At 55.6% G+C, this 24,346-nt stretch carries 21 protein-coding genes; 16 read left to right on the top strand and 5 right to left on the bottom strand.

The annotated features are described in order from the left end of the window. Positions 1-134 precede the first annotated feature (134 nt). From phoB to malZ, 5 genes are all read left to right on the top strand, one after another. On the top strand, positions 135-824 hold the full coding sequence (gene phoB / locus OGX84_RS17185; protein WP_012133591.1) for a phosphate response regulator transcription factor PhoB: 690 nt from the start codon (positions 135-137) through the stop codon (positions 822-824). A 67-nt stretch (positions 825-891) separates the two neighbouring features. Continuing rightward, positions 892-2,187, top strand: a complete 1,296-nt coding sequence (gene phoR / locus OGX84_RS17190; RefSeq protein ID WP_275166832.1) for a phosphate regulon sensor histidine kinase PhoR — start codon at positions 892-894, stop codon at positions 2,185-2,187. Positions 2,188-2,595: 408 nt separating this feature from the next. After that, positions 2,596-3,915: a branched-chain amino acid transporter carrier protein BrnQ gene (gene brnQ, locus OGX84_RS17195; RefSeq protein WP_012133587.1), complete on the top strand. Its 1,320-nt coding sequence runs from the start codon at positions 2,596-2,598 to the stop codon at positions 3,913-3,915. 76 nt (positions 3,916-3,991) lie between these two features. After that, positions 3,992-5,365: a proline-specific permease ProY gene (gene proY / locus OGX84_RS17200; protein WP_049009677.1), complete on the top strand. Its 1,374-nt coding sequence runs from the start codon at positions 3,992-3,994 to the stop codon at positions 5,363-5,365. A 190-nt stretch (positions 5,366-5,555) separates the two neighbouring features. Next, positions 5,556-7,373, top strand: coding sequence for a maltodextrin glucosidase (malZ, locus tag OGX84_RS17205; protein WP_286458228.1), 1,818 nt, complete (start codon positions 5,556-5,558; stop codon positions 7,371-7,373). On the opposite strand, the gene OGX84_RS17210 is transcribed toward malZ, so the two are convergent. Further along, entirely contained in the window at positions 7,367-8,269 is a 903-nt protein-coding gene (locus OGX84_RS17210; RefSeq protein WP_115181919.1) for a LysR family transcriptional regulator, read from the bottom strand. The two genes, malZ and OGX84_RS17210, sit on opposite strands and share 7 nt — an antisense overlap. Before the next feature lie 304 nt (positions 8,270-8,573). Between OGX84_RS17210 and OGX84_RS17215 the strand changes: the two genes are divergently transcribed. Together OGX84_RS17215 and OGX84_RS17220 are read left to right on the top strand one after the other, a co-directional pair. Further along, positions 8,574-11,204, top strand: a complete 2,631-nt coding sequence (locus OGX84_RS17215; RefSeq protein WP_286458229.1) for a DUF2339 domain-containing protein — start codon at positions 8,574-8,576, stop codon at positions 11,202-11,204. Further along, complete coding sequence (locus tag OGX84_RS17220) at positions 11,201-12,595, top strand: DUF3999 domain-containing protein (RefSeq protein ID WP_012133578.1); 1,395 nt, start codon at positions 11,201-11,203, stop codon at positions 12,593-12,595. The genes OGX84_RS17215 and OGX84_RS17220 overlap by 4 nt, the downstream gene beginning before the upstream one ends. Before the next feature lie 151 nt (positions 12,596-12,746). Here the strand turns inward: OGX84_RS17220 and OGX84_RS17225 are convergent, their stop codons facing one another. Beyond that, entirely contained in the window at positions 12,747-13,349 is a 603-nt protein-coding gene (locus tag OGX84_RS17225; RefSeq protein WP_012133577.1) for a peroxiredoxin, read from the bottom strand. Positions 13,350-13,498: 149 nt separating this feature from the next. Beyond that, entirely contained in the window at positions 13,499-14,080 is a 582-nt protein-coding gene (gene acpH, locus OGX84_RS17230; protein ID WP_049009713.1) for an ACP phosphodiesterase, read from the bottom strand. A 253-nt stretch (positions 14,081-14,333) separates the two neighbouring features. On the opposite strand from acpH, the gene queA reads away from it, so the two are divergent. The 6 genes from queA (at position 14,334) to yajD (ending at position 20,310) form a co-directional block, all read left to right on the top strand. Beyond that, on the top strand, positions 14,334-15,404 hold the full coding sequence (gene queA / locus OGX84_RS17235) for a tRNA preQ1(34) S-adenosylmethionine ribosyltransferase-isomerase QueA (protein WP_012133575.1): 1,071 nt from the start codon (positions 14,334-14,336) through the stop codon (positions 15,402-15,404). A gap of 53 nt (positions 15,405-15,457) precedes the next feature. Beyond that, positions 15,458-16,585, top strand: coding sequence for a tRNA guanosine(34) transglycosylase Tgt (tgt, locus tag OGX84_RS17240; protein ID WP_012133574.1), 1,128 nt, complete (start codon positions 15,458-15,460; stop codon positions 16,583-16,585). Positions 16,586-16,607: 22 nt separating this feature from the next. Continuing rightward, entirely contained in the window at positions 16,608-16,940 is a 333-nt protein-coding gene (gene yajC, locus OGX84_RS17245; protein ID WP_012133573.1) for a preprotein translocase subunit YajC, read from the top strand. 27 nt (positions 16,941-16,967) lie between these two features. Further along, on the top strand, positions 16,968-18,815 hold the full coding sequence (secD, locus tag OGX84_RS17250; protein WP_048902403.1) for a protein translocase subunit SecD: 1,848 nt from the start codon (positions 16,968-16,970) through the stop codon (positions 18,813-18,815). 10 nt (positions 18,816-18,825) lie between these two features. Further along, a complete protein-coding gene (gene secF / locus OGX84_RS17255; RefSeq protein WP_024130598.1) occupies positions 18,826-19,797 on the top strand; it encodes a protein translocase subunit SecF in 972 nt (323 codons plus the stop codon). Between the two features lie 165 nt (positions 19,798-19,962). Then, positions 19,963-20,310 carry an HNH nuclease YajD gene (yajD, locus tag OGX84_RS17260; protein WP_047458501.1) on the top strand — a complete coding sequence of 116 codons (348 nt, stop codon included), beginning with the start codon at positions 19,963-19,965 and terminating at the stop codon, positions 20,308-20,310. A 76-nt stretch (positions 20,311-20,386) separates the two neighbouring features. On the opposite strand, the gene OGX84_RS17265 is transcribed toward yajD, so the two are convergent. Together OGX84_RS17265 and OGX84_RS17270 are read right to left on the bottom strand one after the other, a co-directional pair. Next, the gene (locus OGX84_RS17265; protein WP_012133569.1) at positions 20,387-21,241 is read right to left on the bottom strand and encodes a nucleoside-specific channel-forming protein Tsx; all 855 of its coding nucleotides are present in this window, start codon (positions 21,239-21,241) and stop codon (positions 20,387-20,389) included. 300 nt (positions 21,242-21,541) lie between these two features. Continuing rightward, a complete protein-coding gene (locus OGX84_RS17270) occupies positions 21,542-22,081 on the bottom strand; it encodes a SadB/YajI family lipoprotein (protein WP_024130597.1) in 540 nt (179 codons plus the stop codon). 152 nt (positions 22,082-22,233) lie between these two features. Between OGX84_RS17270 and nrdR the strand changes: the two genes are divergently transcribed. From nrdR to ribH, 3 genes are all read left to right on the top strand, one after another. Then, a complete protein-coding gene (gene nrdR / locus OGX84_RS17275) occupies positions 22,234-22,683 on the top strand; it encodes a transcriptional regulator NrdR (RefSeq protein WP_012904816.1) in 450 nt (149 codons plus the stop codon). A 3-nt stretch (positions 22,684-22,686) separates the two neighbouring features. Beyond that, entirely contained in the window at positions 22,687-23,790 is a 1,104-nt protein-coding gene (gene ribD / locus OGX84_RS17280) for a bifunctional diaminohydroxyphosphoribosylaminopyrimidine deaminase/5-amino-6-(5-phosphoribosylamino)uracil reductase RibD (protein WP_230011819.1), read from the top strand. 85 nt (positions 23,791-23,875) lie between these two features. Next, positions 23,876-24,346 carry a 6,7-dimethyl-8-ribityllumazine synthase gene (gene ribH / locus OGX84_RS17285; RefSeq protein WP_001021161.1) on the top strand — a complete coding sequence of 157 codons (471 nt, stop codon included), beginning with the start codon at positions 23,876-23,878 and terminating at the stop codon, positions 24,344-24,346.

A 24,346-nucleotide genomic window follows, 5' to 3' on the forward strand; every position in this document is an offset into this window, starting at 1 on the left:
AATATCTTGTTTCGTGACTGTCATAAATCAATAACCTGAGCCGAATGTCGACTATCTTTTTCATAAATCTGTCATAAATCTGACGCATAATGGCGCCGCATTGATGACAACGACTTATTTAAACAGGGCAAATCATGGCGAGACGTATTCTGGTCGTAGAAGATGAAGCTCCAATTCGTGAAATGGTCTGCTTCGTGCTCGAGCAAAATGGCTTTCAGCCAGTAGAAGCCGAAGATTATGACAGTGCTGTGAACCAACTGAATGAACCCTGGCCGGATTTAATCCTCCTTGACTGGATGTTGCCCGGCGGGTCGGGCCTTCAGTTTATTAAACACCTCAAGCGTGAAGCGATGACCCGGGATATCCCTGTGGTTATGCTGACGGCAAGAGGAGAAGAGGAAGACCGCGTGCGCGGGCTGGAAACCGGGGCGGATGACTATGTCACCAAGCCGTTTTCCCCTAAAGAGCTGGTGGCGCGTATCAAAGCTGTGATGCGCCGCATTTCGCCGATGGCGGTAGAAGAGGTGATTGAGATGCAGGGGCTTAGCCTCGATCCAACCTCGCACCGCGTGATGACCGGGGAAAATCCGCTCGATATGGGGCCGACCGAATTTAAATTGTTACACTTCTTTATGACGCACCCTGAGCGCGTCTACAGTCGCGAGCAGCTCCTCAACCATGTCTGGGGAACGAATGTGTATGTTGAAGACCGTACGGTCGATGTACATATTCGTCGTTTGCGTAAAGCGCTGGAGCACAGCGGTCACGATCGTATGGTGCAAACGGTACGCGGAACCGGGTATCGCTTTTCGACCCGTTTTTAATACCTTGCCGCCAGACCGGCATCTCGGTGTGGCGGGCGGGTTTACTATTCTGAAGGGAGTGTGACGCGTGCTGGAACGGCTGTCATGGAAAAGGCTGGTGCTGGAGCTGATCCTCTGCTGCATCCCCGCTTTTATCCTCAGTGCTTTTTTTGGTTATCTGCCCTGGTTTTTACTGGCGTCGGTAACGGGATTGCTGATCTGGCATTTCTGGAATTTATTGCGCCTCTCCTGGTGGCTGTGGGTCGATATGAGTATGACGCCGCCGCCGGGACGCGGGAGCTGGGAGCCGCTGCTGTACGGTCTGCACCAGATGCAGTTGCGTAATAAAAAGCGGCGTCGCGAACTGGGAAACCTGATTAAGCGCTTTCGCAGCGGGGCGGAATCCCTCCCCGACGCGGTGGTGCTGACAACCGAAGACGGCGGGATTTTCTGGTGTAACGGGCTGGCGCAACAGGTGCTTGGGCTGCGCTGGCCGGACGACAACGGGCAAAACATTCTGAACCTGCTGCGCTACCCGGAATTTACGCAGTATCTCAAAACACGCGATTTTATCCGGCCGCTCAATCTGGTGCTCAACACCGGGCGGCATCTGGAGATCCGCGTGATGCCTTATACCGATCAGCAACTGTTGATGGTCGCGCGCGACGTGACGCAGATGCACCAGCTTGAAGGCGCGCGGCGCAATTTCTTCGCGAACGTCAGCCATGAACTACGCACGCCGCTCACCGTCTTGCAGGGCTATCTGGAGATGATGCAGGAGCAGCCTCTGGAAGGCGCGACGCGGGAGAAGGCGCTGCATACGATGCGTGAGCAAACGCACCGGATGGAAGGGCTGGTGAAACAACTGCTGACGCTGTCGAAAATTGAGGCGGCGCCCGCGCTGCTGTTGAACGAAAGGGTGGATGTGCCGATGATGCTGCGCGTTGTTGAGCGTGAGGCGCAGGCGCTCAGCCAGCAGAAACACACCTTTACGTTTGAAGTGGATGCCCGGCTGAGCGTATTGGGCAACGAAGAACAGTTGCGCAGCGCGATTTCGAACCTGGTCTATAACGCGGTGAATCACACGCCTGCGGGAACGCATATTATCGTGCGCTGGCAGCATGTGACCCACGGTGCGGAGTTCAGCGTGGAAGATAACGGGCCGGGGATTGCGCCTGAGCATATTCCGCGTCTGACGGAGCGTTTCTACCGTGTGGACAAAGCGCGGTCGCGGCAAACCGGGGGAAGCGGATTAGGTCTGGCGATTGTGAAACATGCGCTGAATCATCACGAGAGTCGATTGATTATCGACAGTTCGCCGGGTAAAGGGACGCGCTTCAGCTTTGTGCTGCCGGAACGATTAATTGCCAAAAATTGCGCTTAATTGTGGTTCGTAAGGTTAGCTTTCCATAAGCCAGCGGATGCTGGCTTATTTTCTTTGCAGTAAAGAAGACTCTGCTGAATTTTTCAACGTCTGATGCTTTTTTGTTCGCATGATTAGCCATGACTTTTTCTTATGGATAGCGTTTTGTACTGGTTGCTAATTTCATATCGCTATATTCTTCTGGTTTTTGGATCTCACCTTGCTTTAAAACGTTATAAGCGTTTAAATTGCGCTCCAGATGCTGTCATACCGACTGCATTTACGCGGTAAATCGAAAAACTATTCTTCGCCGCGCCAGCCCAGGAGCATATCCCGCTGGAATTGCTTAAAAATGCCGCTGTATCGTCCCGCAGGGAAGGGCAGAAAATTTAACGTTTTCAACACCACATCCACAGGCAGTAAAACTTTATGACCCATCAGTTAAAATCGCGCGATATTATCGCTCTGGGCTTTATGACATTTGCGCTGTTCGTTGGCGCAGGCAATATTATCTTTCCGCCGATGGTCGGTTTGCAGGCAGGCGAACACGTCTGGACTGCGGCGTTCGGCTTTCTGATTACTGCCGTTGGTCTTCCGGTACTTACCGTTGTGGCGCTGGCGAAAGTCGGCGGCGGCGTTGATAGCCTGAGCACCCCGATTGGTAAAGTGGCTGGCGTTCTGCTGGCGACCGTCTGTTATCTGGCGGTGGGGCCGTTATTCGCAACGCCGCGTACGGCGACCGTCTCCTTTGAAGTCGGGATTGCGCCGCTGACCGGCGATTCCGCACTGCCGCTGTTTATCTACAGCCTGGTGTATTTCGCCATTGTGATTCTGGTATCGCTCTATCCGGGCAAACTGCTGGACACGGTGGGTAATTTCCTGGCGCCGCTGAAAATCATCGCGCTGATTATTCTCTCCGTTGCGGCAATCATCTGGCCTGCCGGTCCGATTAGCGACGCGATGGACGCCTACCAGAACGCGGCGTTCTCTAATGGCTTTGTGAATGGCTATCTGACGATGGATACGCTGGGCGCAATGGTGTTTGGTATCGTTATCGTCAATGCGGCGCGCTCGCGCGGCGTTAAAGAAGCGCGTCTGCTGACCCGTTATACCGTCTGGGCGGGTCTGATGGCGGGTGTGGGTTTGACGCTGCTGTATCTTGCGCTGTTCCGTCTGGGATCGGATAGCGCGACGCTGGTCGATCAGTCTGCTAACGGCGCGGCAATCCTGCACGCTTACGTTCAGCATACCTTCGGCGGCGCGGGTAGCCTGCTGCTGGCGGCGCTGATTTTCATCGCCTGTCTGGTGACGGCGGTTGGCCTGACCTGCGCATGTGCGGAGTTCTTTGCGCAGTACGTCCCACTCTCTTATCGCACGCTGGTGTTTATTCTGGGCGGCTTCTCAATGGTGGTATCGAATCTGGGTCTGAGCCATCTGATTCAGATTTCTATTCCGGTGCTGACAGCCATCTATCCGCCGTGTATCGCACTGGTTGTATTAAGCTTTACCCGCTCATGGTGGCATAATTCTTCCCGCGTCATTGCTCCGGCGATGTTTATCAGCCTGGTTTTTGGTATCCTTGACGGGATTAAAGCCTCTGCGATTGGTGACATCTTACCGGCCTGGACCCAGCGTTTACCGCTGGCGGAACAGGGGCTGGCGTGGTTGATGCCAACAGTGGTGATGGTTGTTCTGGCAATTATCTGGGATCGCGCCGCAGGTCGACAAGTGACCTCCAGCGCTCACTAAGATCACTGACAGTATGTTTTAACCACGGGGCTACAGGCCCCGTGGTTTTTTTATTATTTTGATGGGTTCGGAATTGATGGAAAGCAATAACAAGCTAAAGCGTGGGCTGAGCACCCGGCACATTCGCTTTATGGCATTGGGATCGGCAATTGGCACCGGATTATTTTATGGCTCGGCAGACGCCATCAAAATGGCCGGGCCAAGCGTGTTGCTGGCCTACATTATCGGCGGGGTCGCGGCGTACATTATTATGCGCGCGCTGGGCGAAATGTCCGTGCATAACCCCGCCGCCAGCTCGTTCTCGCGCTATGCGCAGGAAAACCTCGGCCCGCTCGCGGGTTACATTACCGGCTGGACTTACTGTTTTGAAATTCTGATTGTCGCCATTGCTGACGTGACCGCCTTCGGTATCTATATGGGAGTCTGGTTCCCTGCGGTGCCGCACTGGATCTGGGTGCTGAGCGTGGTGCTACTTATCTGCGCCATCAACCTGATGAGCGTGAAGGTATTCGGCGAACTGGAATTCTGGTTCTCGTTCTTTAAAGTCGCCACTATCATCATCATGATTGTCGCCGGCTTCGGCATCATTATCTGGGGGATTGGCAACGGCGGGCAGCCGACCGGGGTCCACAACCTGTGGAGCAACGGTGGGTTCTTCAGCAATGGCTGGCTGGGGATGGTGATGTCGCTGCAAATGGTGATGTTCGCTTACGGCGGGATTGAAATTATCGGCATCACCGCCGGAGAAGCGAAAGACCCGGAAAAATCTATTCCGCGCGCCATCAATTCCGTGCCGATGCGTATTCTGGTGTTCTACGTGGGCACGCTGTTTGTCATCATGTCTATCTACCCGTGGAACCAGGTTGGCACCAACGGCAGCCCGTTCGTCCTGACCTTCCAGCATCTTGGCATTACGTTTGCCGCCAGCATCCTGAACTTTGTGGTGCTGACCGCTTCGCTGTCGGCGATTAACTCCGACGTGTTCGGCGTGGGACGTATGCTGCACGGTATGGCGGAGCAGGGCAGTGCGCCGAAAGTGTTCGCTAAAACGTCGCGTCGCGGTATTCCGTGGGTGACGGTTATGGTGATGACCATTGCGCTGCTGTTCGCGGTTTACCTGAACTACATCATGCCGGAAAACGTCTTCCTGGTGATTGCTTCGCTGGCGACCTTTGCCACGGTATGGGTATGGATTATGATCCTGCTGTCGCAGATTGCGTTCCGCCGCCGTCTGCCGCCGGATGAGGTGAAGGCGCTGAAATTTAAAGTGCCGGGCGGCGTGGCGACAACCGTTACGGGCCTGATCTTCCTGGTCTTTATTATCGCGCTTATCGGCTACCATCCAGATACCCGTATTTCGCTGTACGTCGGTTTCGCCTGGATCGCACTGCTGTTGGTCGGCTGGATGTTTAAACGCCGCCGCGACCGCCAACTGGCTGAAGTGGGGTGATTCCCCGCCGGATGGCGCTAACGCTTATCCGGCCTACGGTTGCCTGTAGGCCGGGTCAGGCGAAGCCGCCGCCCGGCAGTATCAAACAATATCCTCCCCCGGACTCCTCCCCCAATAAACATTAAGATGATGAGTTATCCTTGATGTCGCTATGGCAAGGTGGCTTCATTTTCATCAAAGGGGATACGTGATGTTGAACGCCTGGCACCTTCCGGTTGCCCCATTTGTTAAGCAAAACAAAGAACAACTGACCATAACGTTATGGCTGAGCGGGGAAAACCCGCCCCAGCGTGTGACGCTACGCGCTGAGAACGATAATGAAGAAATCTCGCTGGCGATGCATCGGCTGCGCAGTCAACCGCAACCGGGCGTCACGGCGTGGCGGGCGGCGATCGATCTCGCCAGCGGACAGCCGCGCCGTCGCTACAGCTTTAAGCTGCTCTGGCACGATCGCCAGCTGTGGTTCACGCCGCAGGGATTTAGCCGTTTCCCGCCCGCGCGGCTGGAGCAGTTTGCCGTCGATGTGCCGGACAATGGCCCGCAATGGGTCGCCGATCAGATTTTCTATCAAATTTTCCCGGATCGCTTTGCCCGCAGCCAGCCGCGCGAAGCGGAACAGGATAATGTCTATTACCATCATGCCGCCGGTCAGGATATCGTCTTGCACGACTGGGACGATCCGGTGACTGCGCAGGCCGGGGGATCGACGTTCTACGGCGGCGATCTGGACGGGATCAGCGAGAAACTGCCGTACCTGAAAAAACTGGGGGTGACGGCGCTGTACCTGAACCCGGTCTTTAGCGCGCCAAGCGTCCATAAATACGATACGGAAGATTATCGTCACGTTGATCCGCAGTTTGGCGGCGATCGGGCGCTGCTGCGCCTGCGGCAGCATACGCAGCAGCAGGGAATGCGCCTGGTGCTGGACGGCGTCTTTAACCATAGCGGCGACTCGCACGCCTGGTTTGACAGGCACAATCGGGGAAGCGGCGGCGCATGCCACAACCCGGAATCGCCCTGGCGTGACTGGTACTCTTTCTCCCCGGAGGGCGTGGCGCTGGACTGGCTGGGGTATCCGAGTCTGCCCAAGCTGGATTTCCAGTCGGAAAGCCTGGTCAATGAAATCTACCGTGGTGAAGACAGCATTGTGCGTCACTGGCTGAAAGCGCCGTGGCATATGGACGGCTGGCGGCTTGATGTGGTGCATATGCTGGGCGAGGCCGGAGGCGCGCGCAATAACCTGCAACACGTTGCCGGTATTACGCAGGCGGCAAAAGAGACGCAGCCTGACGCCTATATCGTTGGCGAGCATTTTGGCGATGCGCGGCAATGGCTCCAGGCGGATGCGGAAGACGCCGCCATGAACTATCGCGGCTTCACTTTCCCGCTGTGGGGATTTCTCGCCAATACCGATATCTCTTACGATCCGCAGCACATTGACGCGCAAACCTGCATCGCCTGGATGGATAACTACCGTGCTGGCCTGTCGCATCAGCAGCAGTTACGGATGTTTAACCAACTGGACAGCCACGATACCGCCCGTTTTAAATCGCTGCTGGGCAAAGACGTGGCGCGTTTGCCGCTGGCGGTTGTCTGGCTGTTTACCTGGCCTGGCGTTCCCTGCATCTATTACGGCGATGAAGTGGGGCTGGACGGCAATAACGATCCGTTCTGTCGTAAGCCGTTCCCGTGGCAGGTTGAAAAACAGGATGCCATGCTGTTGGCGCTGTACCAGCGTCTGGGGAAACTTCGTCAGCGCACGCAGGCGCTACGTCACGGCGGTTGCCAGGTGATTTATGCCGAAGAGGATGTGGTGGTCTTTGTGCGAGTCTATCACCAGCAGCGCGTACTGGTGGCGATCAACCGGGGCGAGGCCTGTGAGGTCGTATTGCCTGCCTCACCGTTGCTTAACGTCAGCGAGTGGCGAGGCAAAGAGGGGAAAGGCCAACTGGCTGAGGGCGTTCTCAGCCTGCCCGCCATTTCCGCTACGGTCTGGGTGAATCACTGATAGAGTTGCGCGACTTCCGGGCTGGCGAGCAGGGCTTCTCGCCACCAGCGCTGTGCCAGACCGTCGCTGTGGTTGCGCCATGCCATATAGGCGACATCTTTCTGCCGAAAAGAGATGACGGATTTCTCCACCAGCTCGCCGGTGGCAAGCCACGGTTTGGCAATATGGCGGGGGAGGAATCCGCACCCTAAACCGGCGCGCAGCAGCGTCACTTTGCTGTCGAAGTCATCCACGCGAATTTGCGGCTGCTCATCCATTAAATTGGATTGCAGGGGATGGCAGAAGCGGGCGCTGTCGCTGATCACCACCGCCCGGTGCAGACAGAGTTGCTCATTGGTCAGACCGTCCGTGGCGGCGGCCAGTGGGTGCGAAGGCGCGACCACAAATACGTTGTCCAGGGTGCCGAGCATTTTATATGACCAGGCGGCGGAGGTCGGAGGCTCGTTAATTGCGCCGAGAATGATGTCCGCGCCGTTGTGCGTCAGCTCTTCCCACGATCCCGCCAGCGTATGGTGTGTAAAATTGAGGCGCGTTTGCTTATTCAGCGCATAAAACGCATCAATAACGGGCAGCAGCGTCTCGAAAGGGAAGGAATCATCCAGCGCTATTGCCAGCTCTTTTTCCCAGCCAGAGCTTAACTGCACGGCTTGTTTCTCCAGGTCTTTTGCGGCGTTGAGCAGCAGACGCCCTTTTTCCAGCATCATTCGTCCGGTATCGGTAAATTTCGCCCGGTGGCCAGAGCGATCGAGAAGCTCAATATCGAGATCGTTTTCCAGTTTCTGAATCATATAGCTAAGCGCCGCGGGGGTTTTAAACAGCGACCCGGCCGCAGCGGCAAACGAGCCGTGTTTGTCGATAGCATCAAGAATGAGCAGAACGTCCAGATTGATTCGCATGATCTGAAAATATCCTGAAAATGAAATAAGTACGTTGTACAGACTGTCGAAAAACAATGCCAGTGAATAATTTAGACCAAAGCATGGCATTTTTTTGAGGGTGTCTGTTATGCAAAATAAGATGAAATAACCACGTCATTAGCATGGTTCATTTCCTCAATAATGCATTCAAAATGGTCGGCTTTATTCGCCCCGAAGCCGCGTTCTGGTTTACGCCGCGATCCGGCATTTTCACCTTCAGGGATGGCAAAAATGTAATAATCTATGTCATTCTGGTCTGTCCTTGTACAGTGAAGGTGGAAACATGGATGAGCTTTTAATCCTTGGCTGCATTGTTTTATTCTTCGCGCTGGTGGTGGTTCCCATTCTCGCGATTGTCGCGCTCAACCGCAGCGCGGCGGTTCGCTTTGAGCTGGCGGTGTTGCGCCGACGGGTTGAGCAACTTGAACAGCAGCGTGCGGGAGAAGCGCCTGCGGTACAGGTGACGGCGGAACCTTCGCTACCTGCGAAAGAGCGTGTCGCGCCATCGCCGCCTGATGCCATCGAAGCGGCCATACCTGAGCCGGAAAATCCCTGGGCTGCGCAGGAAACCCTCGCAAAACCGCTCCCGGCGCCTGCGAAAACGGCGAAACCTTCCGCGTTCGGCGGCGTTTTCACCTCGCTGGCGCGCTGGTTTATGCAGGGAAATCCGCTGGCGAAGCTGGGCATTCTGCTCCTCTTTTTCGGTTTATCCTTCCTGTTGCGTTATACGGTTGAACACGCGCTGTTTCCGCTTGAACTGCGTCTTGTCACTGCGGCGCTGTGTGCCGTAGTGCTGCTCGCGACAGGCTGGCGTTTGCGACGCAAACAGCCGGTCTATGCGCTGATCCTGCAAGGCGGCGCGACAGGCGTGCTCTATCTGACCGTCTTTGGCGCATTCCGGCTGTGGCAAATGCTGCCGATGACGCTGGCGTTTGCGCTGCTGGTGCTGATTTGCGCCGCAAGCGTAGGGCTGGCTATTTTGCAAAAAGCGCTTAGCCTGGCGATGCTGGCCAGCCTGGGTGGTTATCTTGCGCCGCTGCTGCTGTCGACGGGCAGCGGGAACTATGTGGCGCTGTTCTCGTTCTATCTCCTGCTGTCGGCAGGCATTCTTGCCATAAGCGTCTGGCAGCACTGGCGTGAGCTTAATCTGCTGGGGTTATTATTCACTTTCGGGGTCGGCGGCCTGTGGGGTGTCAGTGACTACCGGCCTGAATACTGGCTCAACTGCCAGCTTTTCCTGATTGCCAATATCATTATTTTCGGCGTGCTGAGCGTGGCGCTGTCGCTGCGGGCGCAGGAAAAAGGCAAACATATTGTTGATGGCGTGCTGTTGTTTGCGCCGCCGCTGGTTGGGTTTGGCATGCAGTACGCCATTACCCAACATATGGATTATGGTCCGGCGCTCAGTGCGCTGGGCTACGGCGCGTTCTATATGGCGCTGGCGTGGCTGGCGCTGCGTCGCTACCCGTCGATGGGAAGGCCGCTGGTGCTGGCGGCGCTCGCGTTGGGCGGCGCGTTTACCACCCTTGCCATCCCGCTGGCGCTTTCGGCGCGCTGGACGGCAATGGCCTGGGCGCTGGAGGGGCTTGGCGTATTGTGGCTGGGTATGCAGCAACAGCAGCGGCGGATGAGCTATAGCGGCACTGCGCTAATGCTACTGGCTGTGGGCAGCGCGCTGTGGGCGCTGGCCGATGACGCCGCGCCGCTGACGGTGATGATGATCTTCGCCGTGCTGAGTTTGTGCTGGCTGGGCGGCGCGTGGCTGTGGCGCAGCGAGAAGAAGGAGGTCAGTTGGGCGCTGCTGGCGGGCGGCATCGCCTTCTGGATCGTCGCGCTGACGGGGGCCTCGCAACTGGCGCTGGCGCGTTATGCTGCCGAATGGTCTGGCGTGCTGGCGCTACTCGCCGCGTCCGCCTGGCTCTGGCGTTATCTGAGCGGGCGGCTCGCCTGGCGGGCGTTAGGTTACAGCCGCTGGCTGCTGTGGCCTGCGATGCTGCTGGCATTGCTGTACCAGATTGAAGAACGGCAGATTTTCGCCGCAGGCTGGCAAAATCTGGCGTGGTGCGTGGCGCTGCCTTGTGCGGTGCTCATGCTTTATCGTGATGATGCGCATCTGCCGCCGCGCATCTCCCGGACGCTGCATTTATCCTTGTTCTGGATGGTGCTTTTAGCGCTCGGGATGGAGCTGTTCTGGTTTGTGCAGTCGTTGCCGTGGGGAATGGACGCCTGGCGCAGCGGGTTGATGATGGCGGCGGGCGGAATCGTCATACTGCTGGTACACGCCGCGCTGCGCCGCGATTTGTGGCCGTTCAAATGCTGGCCTGCGTTGTACGGCGCGCTGGCGTTGGCGCCCGTGGCAGCGATCCTGCTGTTGCTTCTGGTGCTGGCGAATTTACAGGATGGCGTGGTTTTCCAACAGCGCTATCTGCCAGTGGCGAACCCGCTTGAGGAGGGAGCCGCTTTCGCCTTGCTGGGATTGTTCCTCCTTGCGCGTTTCTCTCGTCGTTTTCTGCCGTCGCCGTTAGCGAAATATCGCGCATGGGCGCCTGTGGTGCTGGCGGCGCTCGCATTCTGGTGGTTGAACGGAGGGCTGATGCGGGCGCTGGCGTGGTATGGCGAGGTGGCGTGGAGCATGGAGACATTGTGGCATTCGCGGTTGATCCAGACCTGTTTCGCCCTGTTCTGGATGCTGACGGCGTTAATTATGATGTTGCTCGCGACCCGTCGTCGTTCGCGGCGGGAATGGTTATGCGGCGCGGTGCTTTTGGGGATCGTCATTGTTAAGCTGATGCTGGTGGATAGCGCGCGCGGCGGCGGGCTGGCGCGCGCCATCGCTTTTATCGGCGTGGCGATCCTGGTACTTATCGTCGGGTATTTCTCACCGTTACCGCCCAAAGCAGGAGAAGAAAAATGAAATGGATGAAAGCGGTAGTCTGGAGCGCGTTGCTGAGTGTGGCGTGGCCGGTGTTCAGCCGTGACGAAGCCCCGGAAACGCCGCAGGATTACGCCACCGGCATGATGCTGGAAGCGACGGGTTCATCGCCGTGGTATCGCGTTTCGCTGCCGCTGGCGCTTTACCAACAAAGCGCCTGGCCGGATTTACGCGATGTGCGGGTTTTTAACCGCCAGGGCGATACGGTGCCCTTTGCGCTGACGGCGCAGAAAACGCCGTCTGTCACGCCAGAGACGGTGGCGCTGCGGCTTTTTCCTCTGGATATGTCGCCAGTATCACCGCGGGAAGGGGAGCGCCGTGGAAGCGAATCCTTTGTTTTGCGTTCAAAGACCGGCGTGGAAATTCATCTGGAAAGCGATGACGTTAACGCGGTTGGGCAGAGCTATTTACTGACTCTGCCGGAAGAGATGACGGCGGCCTTTTCGCTGGCGCAACTGCGCCTGAACTGGAACACGCCTGCGGGCAACTGGCAGGGGAAGGCGTCCGTTTATGCCAGCCGTGATTTACGTTACTGGCAACCCGTGCAAGAAGACGCGCCGCTGATGGATCTGACGCGCGATAACGATCGGCTGAAAATGGACACCATCAGCGCCAGCCTGACGCTCTCTGCGGAAGGCCGTCGCTACCTGCTGGTGATTCTCGATTCGCAAAGTCCGCCGCTGACGTTAAACAGCGTAAGCGCCATTGCGGACAGCGGAGAACCGGCGTCGGAGCGTATTGCGCTGGAGGCCCACGCAAAGAAAGTGTCGGAAACAGAAGCCGTATGGCGCTGGAATCAGCCGCAGCCGCTGACGTCGCTCAGAATTGCGTTGGAAAACGAGGGCGTTTTACCGGTTGAGCTGGCATGGCGCGGCGGGGAAAAAGAGGCGTGGCGTCCACTGACGAAAACGATCCTGTACCGCCTCGACGGGAAGCGTTCGGAGGATATTCTTCTTTCAGGTCAACAGGTTGAAGCTATCCGTATGACCACCATCAACGCCCGATTGCCGGAAACGCTGCCTGCGCTGAGCGGCGCGCGGGACAGTTATCAACTGGTGTTCAATACGCAGGGGAAAGGCCCGTATATGCTGGCCTGGGGAAACCGGGCGGCGGAAAAAGCCGATGTTGAGCTGGATATGCTGATCCCGGCGTCGCTGCGCAAAACGCAGGATGTTAACGACCTGCCCTGGGCGATGACGCAGCAGCGCGTAACGCTGGGCGGTGAGGCGCGGCTGACGGCAACGTCGGCTGCGGAGCAGCAAAGCCGCTGGAAAACGTTACTGGTGTGGGGGGCGTTGATTGCTGGCGTCGCGGTACTGTTGGTGATGGCGTGGCGAATCTGGCGCGAGGTGAAAAAGGACGGCGCGGCGTAAACGCGACATGCTTGTGGGCCTGGTAAACGGCGTGCCACCGGGCACTACGCCGGATGGCGGCGGAACGCCTTATCCGGCCTACAAAAATCCGTAGGCCGGATAAACGCAATAAAAAAGCTCGCCATAGCGAGCTTTTTTCAATTCGAGCCGATTACAGGCTGGCGACGTTTTCAGTCAGGTATTTTGCCACGCCGTCTGGAGAGGCGTTCATCCCTTCTTTGCCTTTTTCCCACTGTGCCGGGCACACTTCGCCGTGCTCTTCGTGGAACTGCAACGCGTCAACCATACGCAGCATTTCGTCGATGTTACGGCCCAGCGGCAGGTCGTTAACTACCTGGTGACGAACCACGCCGTTGGCGTCGATCAGGAAAGAACCGCGCAGGGCAACGCCCGCTTCCGGGTGTTCGATACCGTAGGCTTTCTGGATTTCACGCTTCACGTCAGCAACCATTGCGTATTTCACTGCACCGATGCCGCCTTTATCGACAGGGGTGTTACGCCATGCGTTGTGGACGAATTCAGAGTCAAAAGAAACGCCGACAACTTCTACGCCACGCGCCTGGAACTCTTCATAACGTTTGTCGAAAGCAATCAGTTCAGACGGGCAAACGAAGGTGAAGTCCATCGGCCAGAAGAACAGAACGGTTGCTTTGCCGTTGGTGTGCTGTTTGAAGTTGAAGTTTTCAACGATCTCACCGCTACCCAGTACGGCGGCTGCTGTGAAGTCCGGGGCCTGACGAGTAACCAGTACCATATAAATACTCCTGCAAAGTTAAGGGGTTTGGAACGCAACGCGGGCAAGTATAGGGAGGGGAAGAGGGCAACTCAACGCGGTGCTGACAATCAATGAGACAGGTTTCACCTATCAATTTTTTGCCTGATGGCGTTACGCTTATCAGGCAACTAAAGCGATTTCTGACGCGCCTGTGCCATCATGCGCGGGTAGAAGCGCCAGAAGCGCGCTTCTAACGCATCGTAGTGCGCATCCAGATCGTACCAGGAGTCGCGCAGGGCATCGAGGCGTGGGCGGCGATTCGCCATCCCGTTGAGGACATTCTGGATAAAATCCATATCGCGATAACGCTCCAGCCACTTTTCCGACCACAGATAATCGTTCAGATTCACAAAACGCGGCGGCGAGTCGGGCAAAATAGTGCTGACCTGCGCATGGGCGTAGCCCACGAACGCCTGCAACGGGAAATCGGGAGATATTGTCGCCCAGTGGCGCGACAGGAAGTGGTCCCACATCACATCCAGAGTGATGGGGGCTACACGACGGGTTTCGCTGCGAAACCATTCCCGCGCTTCACGCACTTCCGGCAGATTATCGGTCATGACGTCAATCCGCCGATGCATATAAATCCCTTCCACCACGTCAGGGGGAAAATTCGCCTCCGGGTTTCCCCGAACAAAATCAGCCAGTAAATTGCCGGAAAGCGAGCTGTCGGCGAGATGCGCTAAGTGCAGGTGTGCAAGAAAATTCATATCCACTTCATCCTTCAAACTGCCTCTTTGTTGGCTGCGAGTTACTCGGCCCATCCCCGGGCCTCACCCCTGCGGGGCCGCTGCAAGCAGCGTTCAAATTCGTTCCTGACGAATTTGTCATTCAGTTGCCGCCCCGATGCATCCTGAATGATTTTGTCTATAGCTTATATCTCTTAACTTGAGGGGTAACGGTTGCAGGGAGCGCGCCCCGGCACTAGACTACCCGCCTCTTATTTTAGTCTGAGTCAGTGTCATGCGCGTTACCGATTTTTCCTTTGAATTACCCGAATCCCTGATTGCCCACTATCCGCAGCCTGAGCGCAGTCGTTGCCGCTTGCTGTCACTGGACGGGCCGACGGGCGCGCTGACGCACGGTACTTTCACCGATCTGCTCGATAAGCTCAACCCTGGCGATCTGCTGGTCTTTAATAATACCCGCGTCATCCCGGCGCGTCTGTTTGGCCGTAAAGCCAGCGGCGGCAAGATTGAAGTGCTGGTTGAGCGGATGCTGGATGACAAACGCATTCTGGCGCATATTCGCGCTTCCAAAGCGCCGAAACCGGGTGCGGAACTGCTGTTGGGCGATGACGAAAGCATTAACGCCACCATGACCGCGCGTCATGGCGCGCTGTTTGAAGTTGAGTTCAACGACGCGCGCCCGGTTCTGGAGATCCTCAACGCGATCGGCCATATGCCGCTGCCGCCATACATCGACCGCCCGGATGAAGACGCCGACCGTGAGTTGTATCAGACGGTCTACAGTGAAAAACCGGGAGCCGTTGCCGCGCCAACCGCGGGTTTGCACTTTGACGATCCGCTGCTGGCCGCGCTGCGCGAAAAAGGCATTGAGATGGCGTTTGTGACGCTGCACGTCGGCGCGGGGACGTTCCAGCCGGTGCGTGTGGAGACCATTGAAGATCACATCATGCACTCGGAGTACGCCGAAGTCCCGCAGGAGGTGGTTGATGCGGTGCTGGCGGCAAAAGCGCGGGGCAATCGGATCATCGCGGTGGGCACCACCTCGGTACGCTCGCTGGAGAGTGCGGCGCAGGCGGCGAAAAACGACCTGATCGAACCGTTCTTCGGCGATACGCAAATCTTCATCTACCCAGGTTATCAATACAAAGTGATTGATGCGCTGGTGACCAATTTTCACCTGCCGGAATCGACGCTGATTATGCTGGTGTCCGCTTTTGCGGGTTATCAGCACACGATGAATGCGTACAAGGCTGCGGTAGAACAAAATTATCGCTTTTTTAGCTACGGGGACGCGATGTTTATCACGTACAATCCGCAGGCTTTGAATGAGCGTGTCGGGAAGTAGGTTCGCGGCACAGGTTTAAACGTCAGACTGTTTTTCTGGCGTATGGAGAGAAAATGAAATTCGAACTGGATACTACCGACGGACGCGCTCGCCGTGGCCGCCTGGTGTTTGATCGTGGCGTAGTGGAAACGCCTGCTTTTATGCCCGTCGGTACGTATGGCACCGTTAAAGGCATGACGCCGGAAGAAGTTGAAGCCACTGGCGCACAAATTATTCTCGGCAACACCTTCCACCTGTGGCTGCGCCCGGGTCAGGAAATCATGAAACTGCATGGCGATCTGCATGATTTCATGCAGTGGAAAGGCCCGATCCTGACGGACTCCGGCGGTTTCCAGGTGTTCAGCCTCGGCGATATTCGCAAGATCACCGAGCAGGGCGTGCATTTCCGCAACCCGATCAACGGCGATCCGATTTTCCTCGATCCTGAAAAATCCATGGAGATTCAGTATGATCTCGGTTCCGATATCGTCATGATTTTCGACGAATGTACGCCGTATCCGGCGGACTGGGACTATGCTAAACGCTCTATGGAGATGTCTTTACGCTGGGCGAAGCGTAGCCGCGACCGTTTTGATGGTTTGGGCAACAAAAATGCGCTTTTTGGCATCATTCAGGGCAGCGTTTACGAAGATTTACGCGATATCTCCGTCAAAGGTCTGGTAGAGATTGGCTTTGATGGCTACGCTGTCGGCGGTCTGGCTGTGGGTGAGCCGAAGGAAGACATGCACCGCATTCTGGAACATGTCTGCCCGCAAATCCCGGCGGACAAACCTCGTTACCTGATGGGCGTCGGCAAACCGGAAGATCTGGTGGAAGGCGTTCGTCGCGGTATCGATATGTTTGACTGCGTTATGCCAACACGCAATGCCCGTAATGGTCACCTGTTCGTGACTGACGGCGTGGTGAAAATTCGTAATGCGAAGCATAAAAGCGACACCAGCCCGCTCGATGCCGAGTGTGATTGCTACACCTGTCGCAATTATTCGCGTGCCTACTTGCATCATCTCGACCGTTGCAACGAAATATTGGGCGCGCGACTCAACACGATTCATAACCTGCGTTACTACCAGCGTTTGATGGCGGGTTTACGCAAGGCTATTGAAGAGGGTAAATTAGAGAGCTTCGTGACCGATTTTTACCAACGTCAGGGTCGACCTGTTCCACCTTTGAACGTTGATTAATTTTAATAATGAGGGAAATTTAATGAGCTTTTTTATTTCTGATGCGGTAGCGGCAACAGGTGCTCCGGCGCAGGGCAGCCCGATGTCTCTGATTTTGATGCTGGTGGTGTTTGGTCTGATTTTCTACTTCATGATCCTGCGTCCACAGCAGAAGCGCACCAAAGAACACAAAAACCTGATGAGCTCCATCGCAAAAGGCGATGAAGTGCTGACTAACGGTGGCCTGGTGGGTCGTGTAACGAAAGTAGCGGAATCCGGCTACATCGTTATCGCGCTGAATGACACCACTGAAGTGGTTATCAAACGTGACTTCGTAGCTGCCGTTCTGCCGAAAGGCACTATGAAGGCGCTGTAATCTATTGTTTTCCCAAAGGGAACTGCCGTGTTAAACCGTTATCCTTTGTGGAAGTACATCATGCTGGTCGTCGTGATTGTCGTCGGCCTGCTTTACGCACTTCCCAACCTGTATGGTGAGGATCCGGCTGTTCAAATCACTGGCGCGCGCGGCGTCGCCGCCAGTGAGCAAACGCTGATCCAGGTCCAGAAAACGTTACAAGAAGAAAAAATTACCGCTAAGTCTGTGGCTCTGGAAGAGGGCGCTATTCTTGCGCGCTTCGACACCACCGACATCCAGCTGCGCGCCCGTGAAGCGCTGGTTGGCGTGCTGGGTGATAAATACGTCGTGGCGCTTAACCTTGCTCCGGCAACGCCTCGTTGGCTGGCGGCCATTAAAGCCGAGCCGATGAAACTTGGCCTTGACCTGCGTGGCGGCGTTCACTTCCTGATGGAAGTGGATATGGACACCGCGTTAGGTAAGCTTCAGGAGCAAAATATCGATAGCCTGCGCAGCGACCTGCGTGAAAAAGGCATTCCTTATACCACTGTTCGCAAAGAAGATAACTACGGTCTGAGCATCACGTTCCGCGATAACAAAGCGCGTGATGAAGCGATCTCTTATCTGAGCGGGCGTCACCGCGATCTGGTGATTACCAGCCAGGGCAATACGGTGCTGCGTGCGGTCATGTCTGATGCGCGTCTGAGCGAAGCGCGTGAGTATGCTGTTCAGCAGAACATCAACATTCTGCGTAACCGTGTAAACCAATTGGGCGTGGCGGAGCCGGTTGTCCAGCGTCAGGGTGCGGATCGCATCGTCGTTGAGCTGCCGGGTATTCAGGATACCGCGCGTGCGAAAGAGATTCTGGGCGCTACCGCGACCCTCGAATTCCGTCTGGTAAACACCAACGTTGACCAGTCTGCGGCGGCATCCGGGCGCGTACCGGGTGACTCGGAAGTGAAACAGACGCGCGAAGGCCAGCCGGTTGTGCTGTACAAACGCGTGATCCTGACTGGTGACCATATCACCGACTCCACTTCCAGCCAGGACGAATACAACCAACCGCAGGTTAACATCTCACTGGATAGCGCAGGTGGCAACATCATGTCTAACTTCACCAAAGACAATATCGGCAAGCCGATGGCGACCTTGTTTGTGGAGTACAAAGACAGCGGTAAGAAAGATGCCAACGGTCGTGCGGTACTGGTGAAGCAGGAAGAGGTGATTAACATCGCCAACATCCAGTCTCGCCTGGGCAACAGCTTCCGTATTACCGGTATCAACAACCCGAACGAAGCCCGCCAGCTCTCTCTGCTGCTGCGCGCCGGTGCGCTGATTGCGCCGATTCAGATTGTTGAAGAACGGACTATCGGCCCGACGCTGGGTATGCAGAACATCAAACAGGGCCTGGAAGCGTGTCTGGCCGGTCTGGTGGTCTCCATCCTGTTCATGATCTTCTTCTACAAGAAGTTCGGTCTGATTGCGACAAGCGCGCTGGTGGCCAACCTGGTATTGATTGTCGGTATCATGTCGCTGCTGCCGGGGGCCACGCTGAGTATGCCGGGGATTGCCGGTATCGTGCTAACCCTTGCGGTGGCGGTCGACGCCAACGTACTGATCAACGAACGTATTAAAGAAGAGTTGAGCAACGGGCGTACGGTTCAGCAGGCGATTGATGAAGGTTATAAAGGCGCGTTCAGTTCCATCTTCGATGCGAACATCACCACGCTGATTAAAGTCATCATCCTGTACGCAGTCGGCACCGGGGCAATTAAAGGGTTCGCGATTACTACCGGTATCGGTGTGGCGACGTCGATGTTTACCGCGATTGTCGGTACGCGTGCCATCGTAAACCTGTTGTATGGCGGCAAACGCATCAACAAGCTGTCAATCTGAGGAGTGCGATGTGGCACAGGAATATACTGTTGAACAATTGAACCACGGCCGTAAAGTCTATGACTTTATGCGCTGGGACTACTGGGCTTTCGGCATCTCTGGTTTCCTGCTGATTGCGGCCATCGTGGTGATGGGCGTGCGCGGTTTTAACTGGGGTCTCGATTTTACCGGTGGTACGGTTATCGAAATCACGCTGGAAAAACCGGCCGAAATGGACGTGATGCGCGATGCGCTGGAAAAAGCGGGCTTTGCCGAGCCGCTGTTGCAGAACTTCGGTAGCAGCCACGACATTATGGTGCGTATGCCGCCGACGGAAGGTGAAGACGGCGGTCAGGTGCTGGGTAGCAAGGTGCTGAGTGTCATTAACGAAGCCACCAGCCAGAACGCCGCCGTGAAGCGTATTGAGTTTGTCGGGCCGAGCGTGGGCGCCGATCTGGCGCAAACCGGTGCGATGGCGCTGATTGTCGCGCTGATCTCTATCCTCATTTATGTCGGTTTCCGCTTTGAGTGGCGACTGGCGGCGGGGGTGGTTATCGCGCTGGCGCACGACGTGATTATCACCTTAGGGATTCTGTCGTTGTTCCATATTGAGATCGACCTGACGATCGTTGCATCGTTGATGTCGGTTATCGGTTACTCGCTGAACGACAGTATCGTGGTATCTGACCGTATTCGTGAAAACTTCCGCAAAATTCGTCGCGGGACGCCTTACGAAATCTTTAACGTGTCGTTGACCCAGACGCTGCACCGTACGTTGATCACCTCCGGGACGACGTTAGTGGTGATTCTGATGCTGTACCTCTTCGGTGGTCCGGTACTGGAAGGCTTCTCTCTGACCATGCTGATTGGTGTTTCTATCGGTACGGCATCGTCGATCTACGTGGCCTCGGCGCTGGCGCTGAAGCTGGGCATGAAGCGCGAGCATATGTTGCAGCAGAAAGTTGAGAAAGAAGGGGCGGATCAGCCGTCTATTCTGCCTTAATCACGCAGTCACGTTATTACTGGAATCCCGGTCGCATGGCCGGGATTTTTTTATCGCTAAAAAAGCCTGCGGTTAAGCGGGCTTCTGCATCCTTCACGGGCAATGGGGTACGCAGAGTGTTAAACTTGCTCATAACCCTACATTCAACGCAGATACAGAGTCACTATGGCGATTATCCCTAAAAACTATACGCGGCTGGAAAACGGCTATCGTGAAAAGGCGCTCAAATTATTTCCGTGGGTATGCGGGCGATGCTCTCGCGAATTTGTTTACTCTAACCTGCGCGAATTAACCGTCCATCATATCGATCACGACCACACCAATAACCCGGAAGACGGCAGTAACTGGGAGTTGCTGTGTCTGTACTGTCACGATCATGAGCATTCGAAATATACCGAAGCCGATCAGTATGGCTCAACCGTTATTGCCGGGGAGGATGCGCAGAAAGATGTCGGCGCTGCGATGCATAACCCTTTCGCTAATCTGAAAGCGATGATGGATCAGAAGAAATAAAAAAGCACCGGCGCGTTGCGCGTTCGGTGCTCTTTCTGTGCCCGGCGTTGTACTGGCCGGGCGGCAAATAAACAGCTTAGAAGTTGTAACCGACAACCAGGTAGCCACCCCAACCGGTAGCTTTAACCGTTTCGGATTGCCATACCGGCTGAGCGCCGTTTTCCCACTGTCCGCCGTTATGGAAGTAACGAGCCACCACAGAGTAGTGCCAGTGATCGTAATTCAGCGCCAGGATGTGGCTGGATGCGATAGAGTTGCTGGTACGGTACTGAGAGTCGCCCAGATCGGAGCCCCAGTCAAAGTTAGTGAAACCGATGTAGCTCAGGTTACCGCCCCACAGCTCGGTGAGTGGCACGAAGTATTTCACTTTGAAACGGTAGCCATCCCACTCGTTTTCGTTATCAGCCAGGTAGTTCTGCCACTGGTACTTCGCATAGACGTTCAGGGACAGGCTCATCGGCAGACCGGTTTCGATGTCAGTACCCAGACCCATGTACCAGGTGCTCTGACGGCCAGACTTGTTACGACCCATGTCATAGATGTAGTTGTTAGCGAAATACCACTCTTTGAACGGGCCAAAGCTCAGGTCGGCTCCGGTCAGTTTGTCGATAGAGAAACGCGGTTCAATTTCCATGAACAGCGGGGAACCGTGGTTCCAGATACCCTTCGCGTTGGTGTTACCGCCGAAGAATACCGGCGCATCCATATAGCCGTAGAAATCGAACCAGTCTTTTTTCGCGAATGCTTCATATTCCAGATAGGTATCGTTACGGAGCTGCGGCCCGAAACGGGTATGGTAGCTGCCTACGACGTTAACGCTCTGGTGCCACCAGTCTGAAAGGTATTGCGGTTTGTCATTTTCTGCTGCGTTAACAGTAAAGGACGATGAGAGCGCCAGCACTGCACCGGCTGCAAGTAATGTTTTTTTCATATTGTATGCCACTGTTTGAAATCCCTTGAAGGGAATGAAAAAGGCGCAATTTGCGTTTCTAAATATTTCGTGTTTCTGCGGAGCCTATTATAGAAATCATTGCTCACAAAAATATGTCTTGTTTCACAGATCTATCATCTACGTAATCGATTGCGTTCACGTTTGCGTACTTTAAGCGCGGCGATTGTACTGACTTTCATGAATGTTGCCAACTTTTAGCAAAAATTGCGGTGATGTCAGAGGAGTAACAAAAAGCCGGGGAGGGATGTTGCGGAACGCACAAAACGCTCCGCCGGAGGTTTATTGATTAACAGGCTGGATATCGTGAACGCGGACAAAACCTAACTGGTCGGGCGTCAATCCGTTTAATTGTAACGGGATGTCCACATCGCTCGGCGCCAGGATGCTGGCCGGAGCGTTAATCAGTTGATTCTGGACATTCACTTCCTGATAGTTATCCGTGGTGCCCTGAATCTGCCCGTATTCGACAGTACCGCTAAACGCCGGTAACGGATCGTTGGATTCTCCCTGAATGCGCAGCGTCACGCGTGTGCCATCGGCATTGGGCGCGATATTCACCAGGGACATACGCAGCGTACCGATCTGACTGTTCAGGCGGGCAGGCGTTTTTGAACCCGGCAGCAGATAGACCCCGCTGGTGGATTTCGCATTCAACATATTTTGCTGAGTAATCTTCACGGTTTCCTGGTTTAACTGCGCCATTTCCGTATTCAGCGTGCTGACGCTTTGGTTCATCTGGCGAACTTCGCTCTGCTGCGCGCAGGCGCTCAGGCTAAAGAGGCTTCCCACCAGGAGAATTCTTAGGTAACGTCTTGTCATGTAGATTATTTCCTTCATGGTCGCGATACCCTAATGGTAGATCGCAAAGGGGTGTAAGGTATCGATCCTTTGTCTCAAAAGTGCTCCGCCTTTGTTGTCGCGCCAGTTCAGGGTAAAATAGATTTCTGTTAACCACCTGGTCAGGACGCCGTATGCATTGCCCATTCTGTTTCGCCGTAGACACTAAGGTTATTGACTCTCGTCTCGTGGGTGAGGGCTCTTCCGTACGCCGCCGTCGGCAGTGTCTGGTCTGTAATGAACGTTTCACTACCTTTGAAGTGGCAGAGCTTGTTATGCCGCGCGTAGTGAAAAGTAACGATGTGCGTGAACCTTTCAACGAAGAGAAGTTGCGCAGCGGTATGCTAAGAGCGCTGGAAAAACGCCCTGTCAGCTCTGATGACGTCGAAATGGCGTTGAATCACATCAAATCACAATTGCGAGCCACCGGGGAACGCGAAGTTCCCAGCAAAATGATTGGCAACCTGGTGATGGAGCAACTGAAAAAGCTCGATAAAGTGGCTTACATCCGCTTTGCCTCCGTCTATCGGAGTTTCGAAGACATCAAAGAATTCGGCGAAGAGATTGCTCGCCTACAGGATTAAGCCATGCTGGATGAGTTTTACATGGCGCGTGCGCTGAAGCTGGCGCAGCGCGGGCGTTTCACCACGCACCCGAACCCGAATGTAGGCTGTGTGATCGTCAAAGATGGCGAAATCGTTGGCGAAGGCTACCATCATCGCGCGGGTGAACCGCATGCTGAAGTTCATGCGCTGCGTATGGCGGGAGACAAAGCCAAAGGCGCGACCGCGTATGTCACGCTTGAACCGTGCAGCCATCATGGCCGTACGCCGCCGTGCTGCGATGCGTTGATTGCCGCTGGCGTGGCGCGGGTCGTTGCGGCGATGCAGGACCCCAATCCGCAGGTCGCGGGACGTGGGCTGTACCGTTTGCAGCAGGCGGGGATCGACGTCAGCCACGGGCTGATGATGAGCGAAACGGAACAGCTGAACAAAGGTTTCCTCAAGCGGATGCGCACCGGCTTCCCGTATGTGCAGCTCAAGCTCGGCGCATCGCTGGATGGCCGCACGGCGATGGCCAGCGGTGAAAGCCAGTGGATTACCTCCCCGCAGGCGCGGCGCGATGTGCAGCGTTTACGGGCGCAAAGCCATGCGATTCTGACCAGCAGCGCGACGGTGCTGGCCGACGACCCGGCGTTAACGGTTCGCTGGCCTGAACTGGATGTCTCAACCCAGACTCTCTATCCGCAGGAAAACCTGCGTCAGCCGATTCGCATTGTCCTCGACAGCCAAAACCGCGTGACGCCGGAGCACCGTATTGTGCAGCAGCCGGGAGAAACCTGGTTTGCCCGCACACAGGACGATTCCCGCATCTGGCCTGAGACGGTTCGCAGCCTGCGGGTGCCGGAGCATAACGGTCATCTGGATCTGGTGGTGCTGATGATGCTGTTAGGTAAACAGCAGATTAACAGCATCTGGGTGGAGGCCGGGCCAGTGCTTGCGGGCGCGCTGTTGCAGGCGGGCGTGGTGGACGAGCTTATCGTCTATGTTGCGCCTAAACTGTTAGGAAGTGATGCGCGAGGATTATGTGTGCTGCCGGGGCTTGAGAAACTGAGCGAGGCACCCCATTTTAAATTCAACGAGATACGCCATGTAGGCCCGGATGTTTGCCTGCATTTGATTCCCGCGTAAAGGCTTCGAAATAGAGAAGCGGCGCGTCGAGTATTATGATAAAATCCGCCCCCCTGCGGGGCCATATCGAACCCGAAGGAAGAATATGAACATTATTGAAGCTAACGTTGCTACCCCGGACGCTCGCGTCGCCATCACCATTGCGCGTTTCAACAATTTTATCAATGACAGCCTGCTGGAAGGCGCGATTGACGCCCTGAAGCGTATTGGTCAGGTAAAAGATGAAAATATTACCGTGGTTTGGGTTCCTGGCGCGTATGAACTGCCGCTGGCGGCTGGCGCATTGGCAAAAACCGGTAAATATGACGCGGTGATTGCGCTGGGTACAGTGATTCGTGGCGGTACCGCGCACTTTGAATATGTGGCTGGCGGTGCAAGCAACGGCCTGGCGCACGTCGCCCAGGACAGCGAAATCCCGGTAGCCTTTGGTGTTCTGACCACTGAAAGTATTGAACAAGCCATCGAACGTGCTGGCACTAAAGCTGGCAACAAAGGTGCGGAAGCCGCACTGACCGCGCTTGAAATGATTAATGTATTGAAAGCCATCAAGGCCTGA

This window comes from Citrobacter sp. CK202 (genome assembly GCF_030333225.1).
Classification (GTDB): domain Bacteria; phylum Pseudomonadota; class Gammaproteobacteria; order Enterobacterales; family Enterobacteriaceae; genus Citrobacter_B; species Citrobacter_B koseri.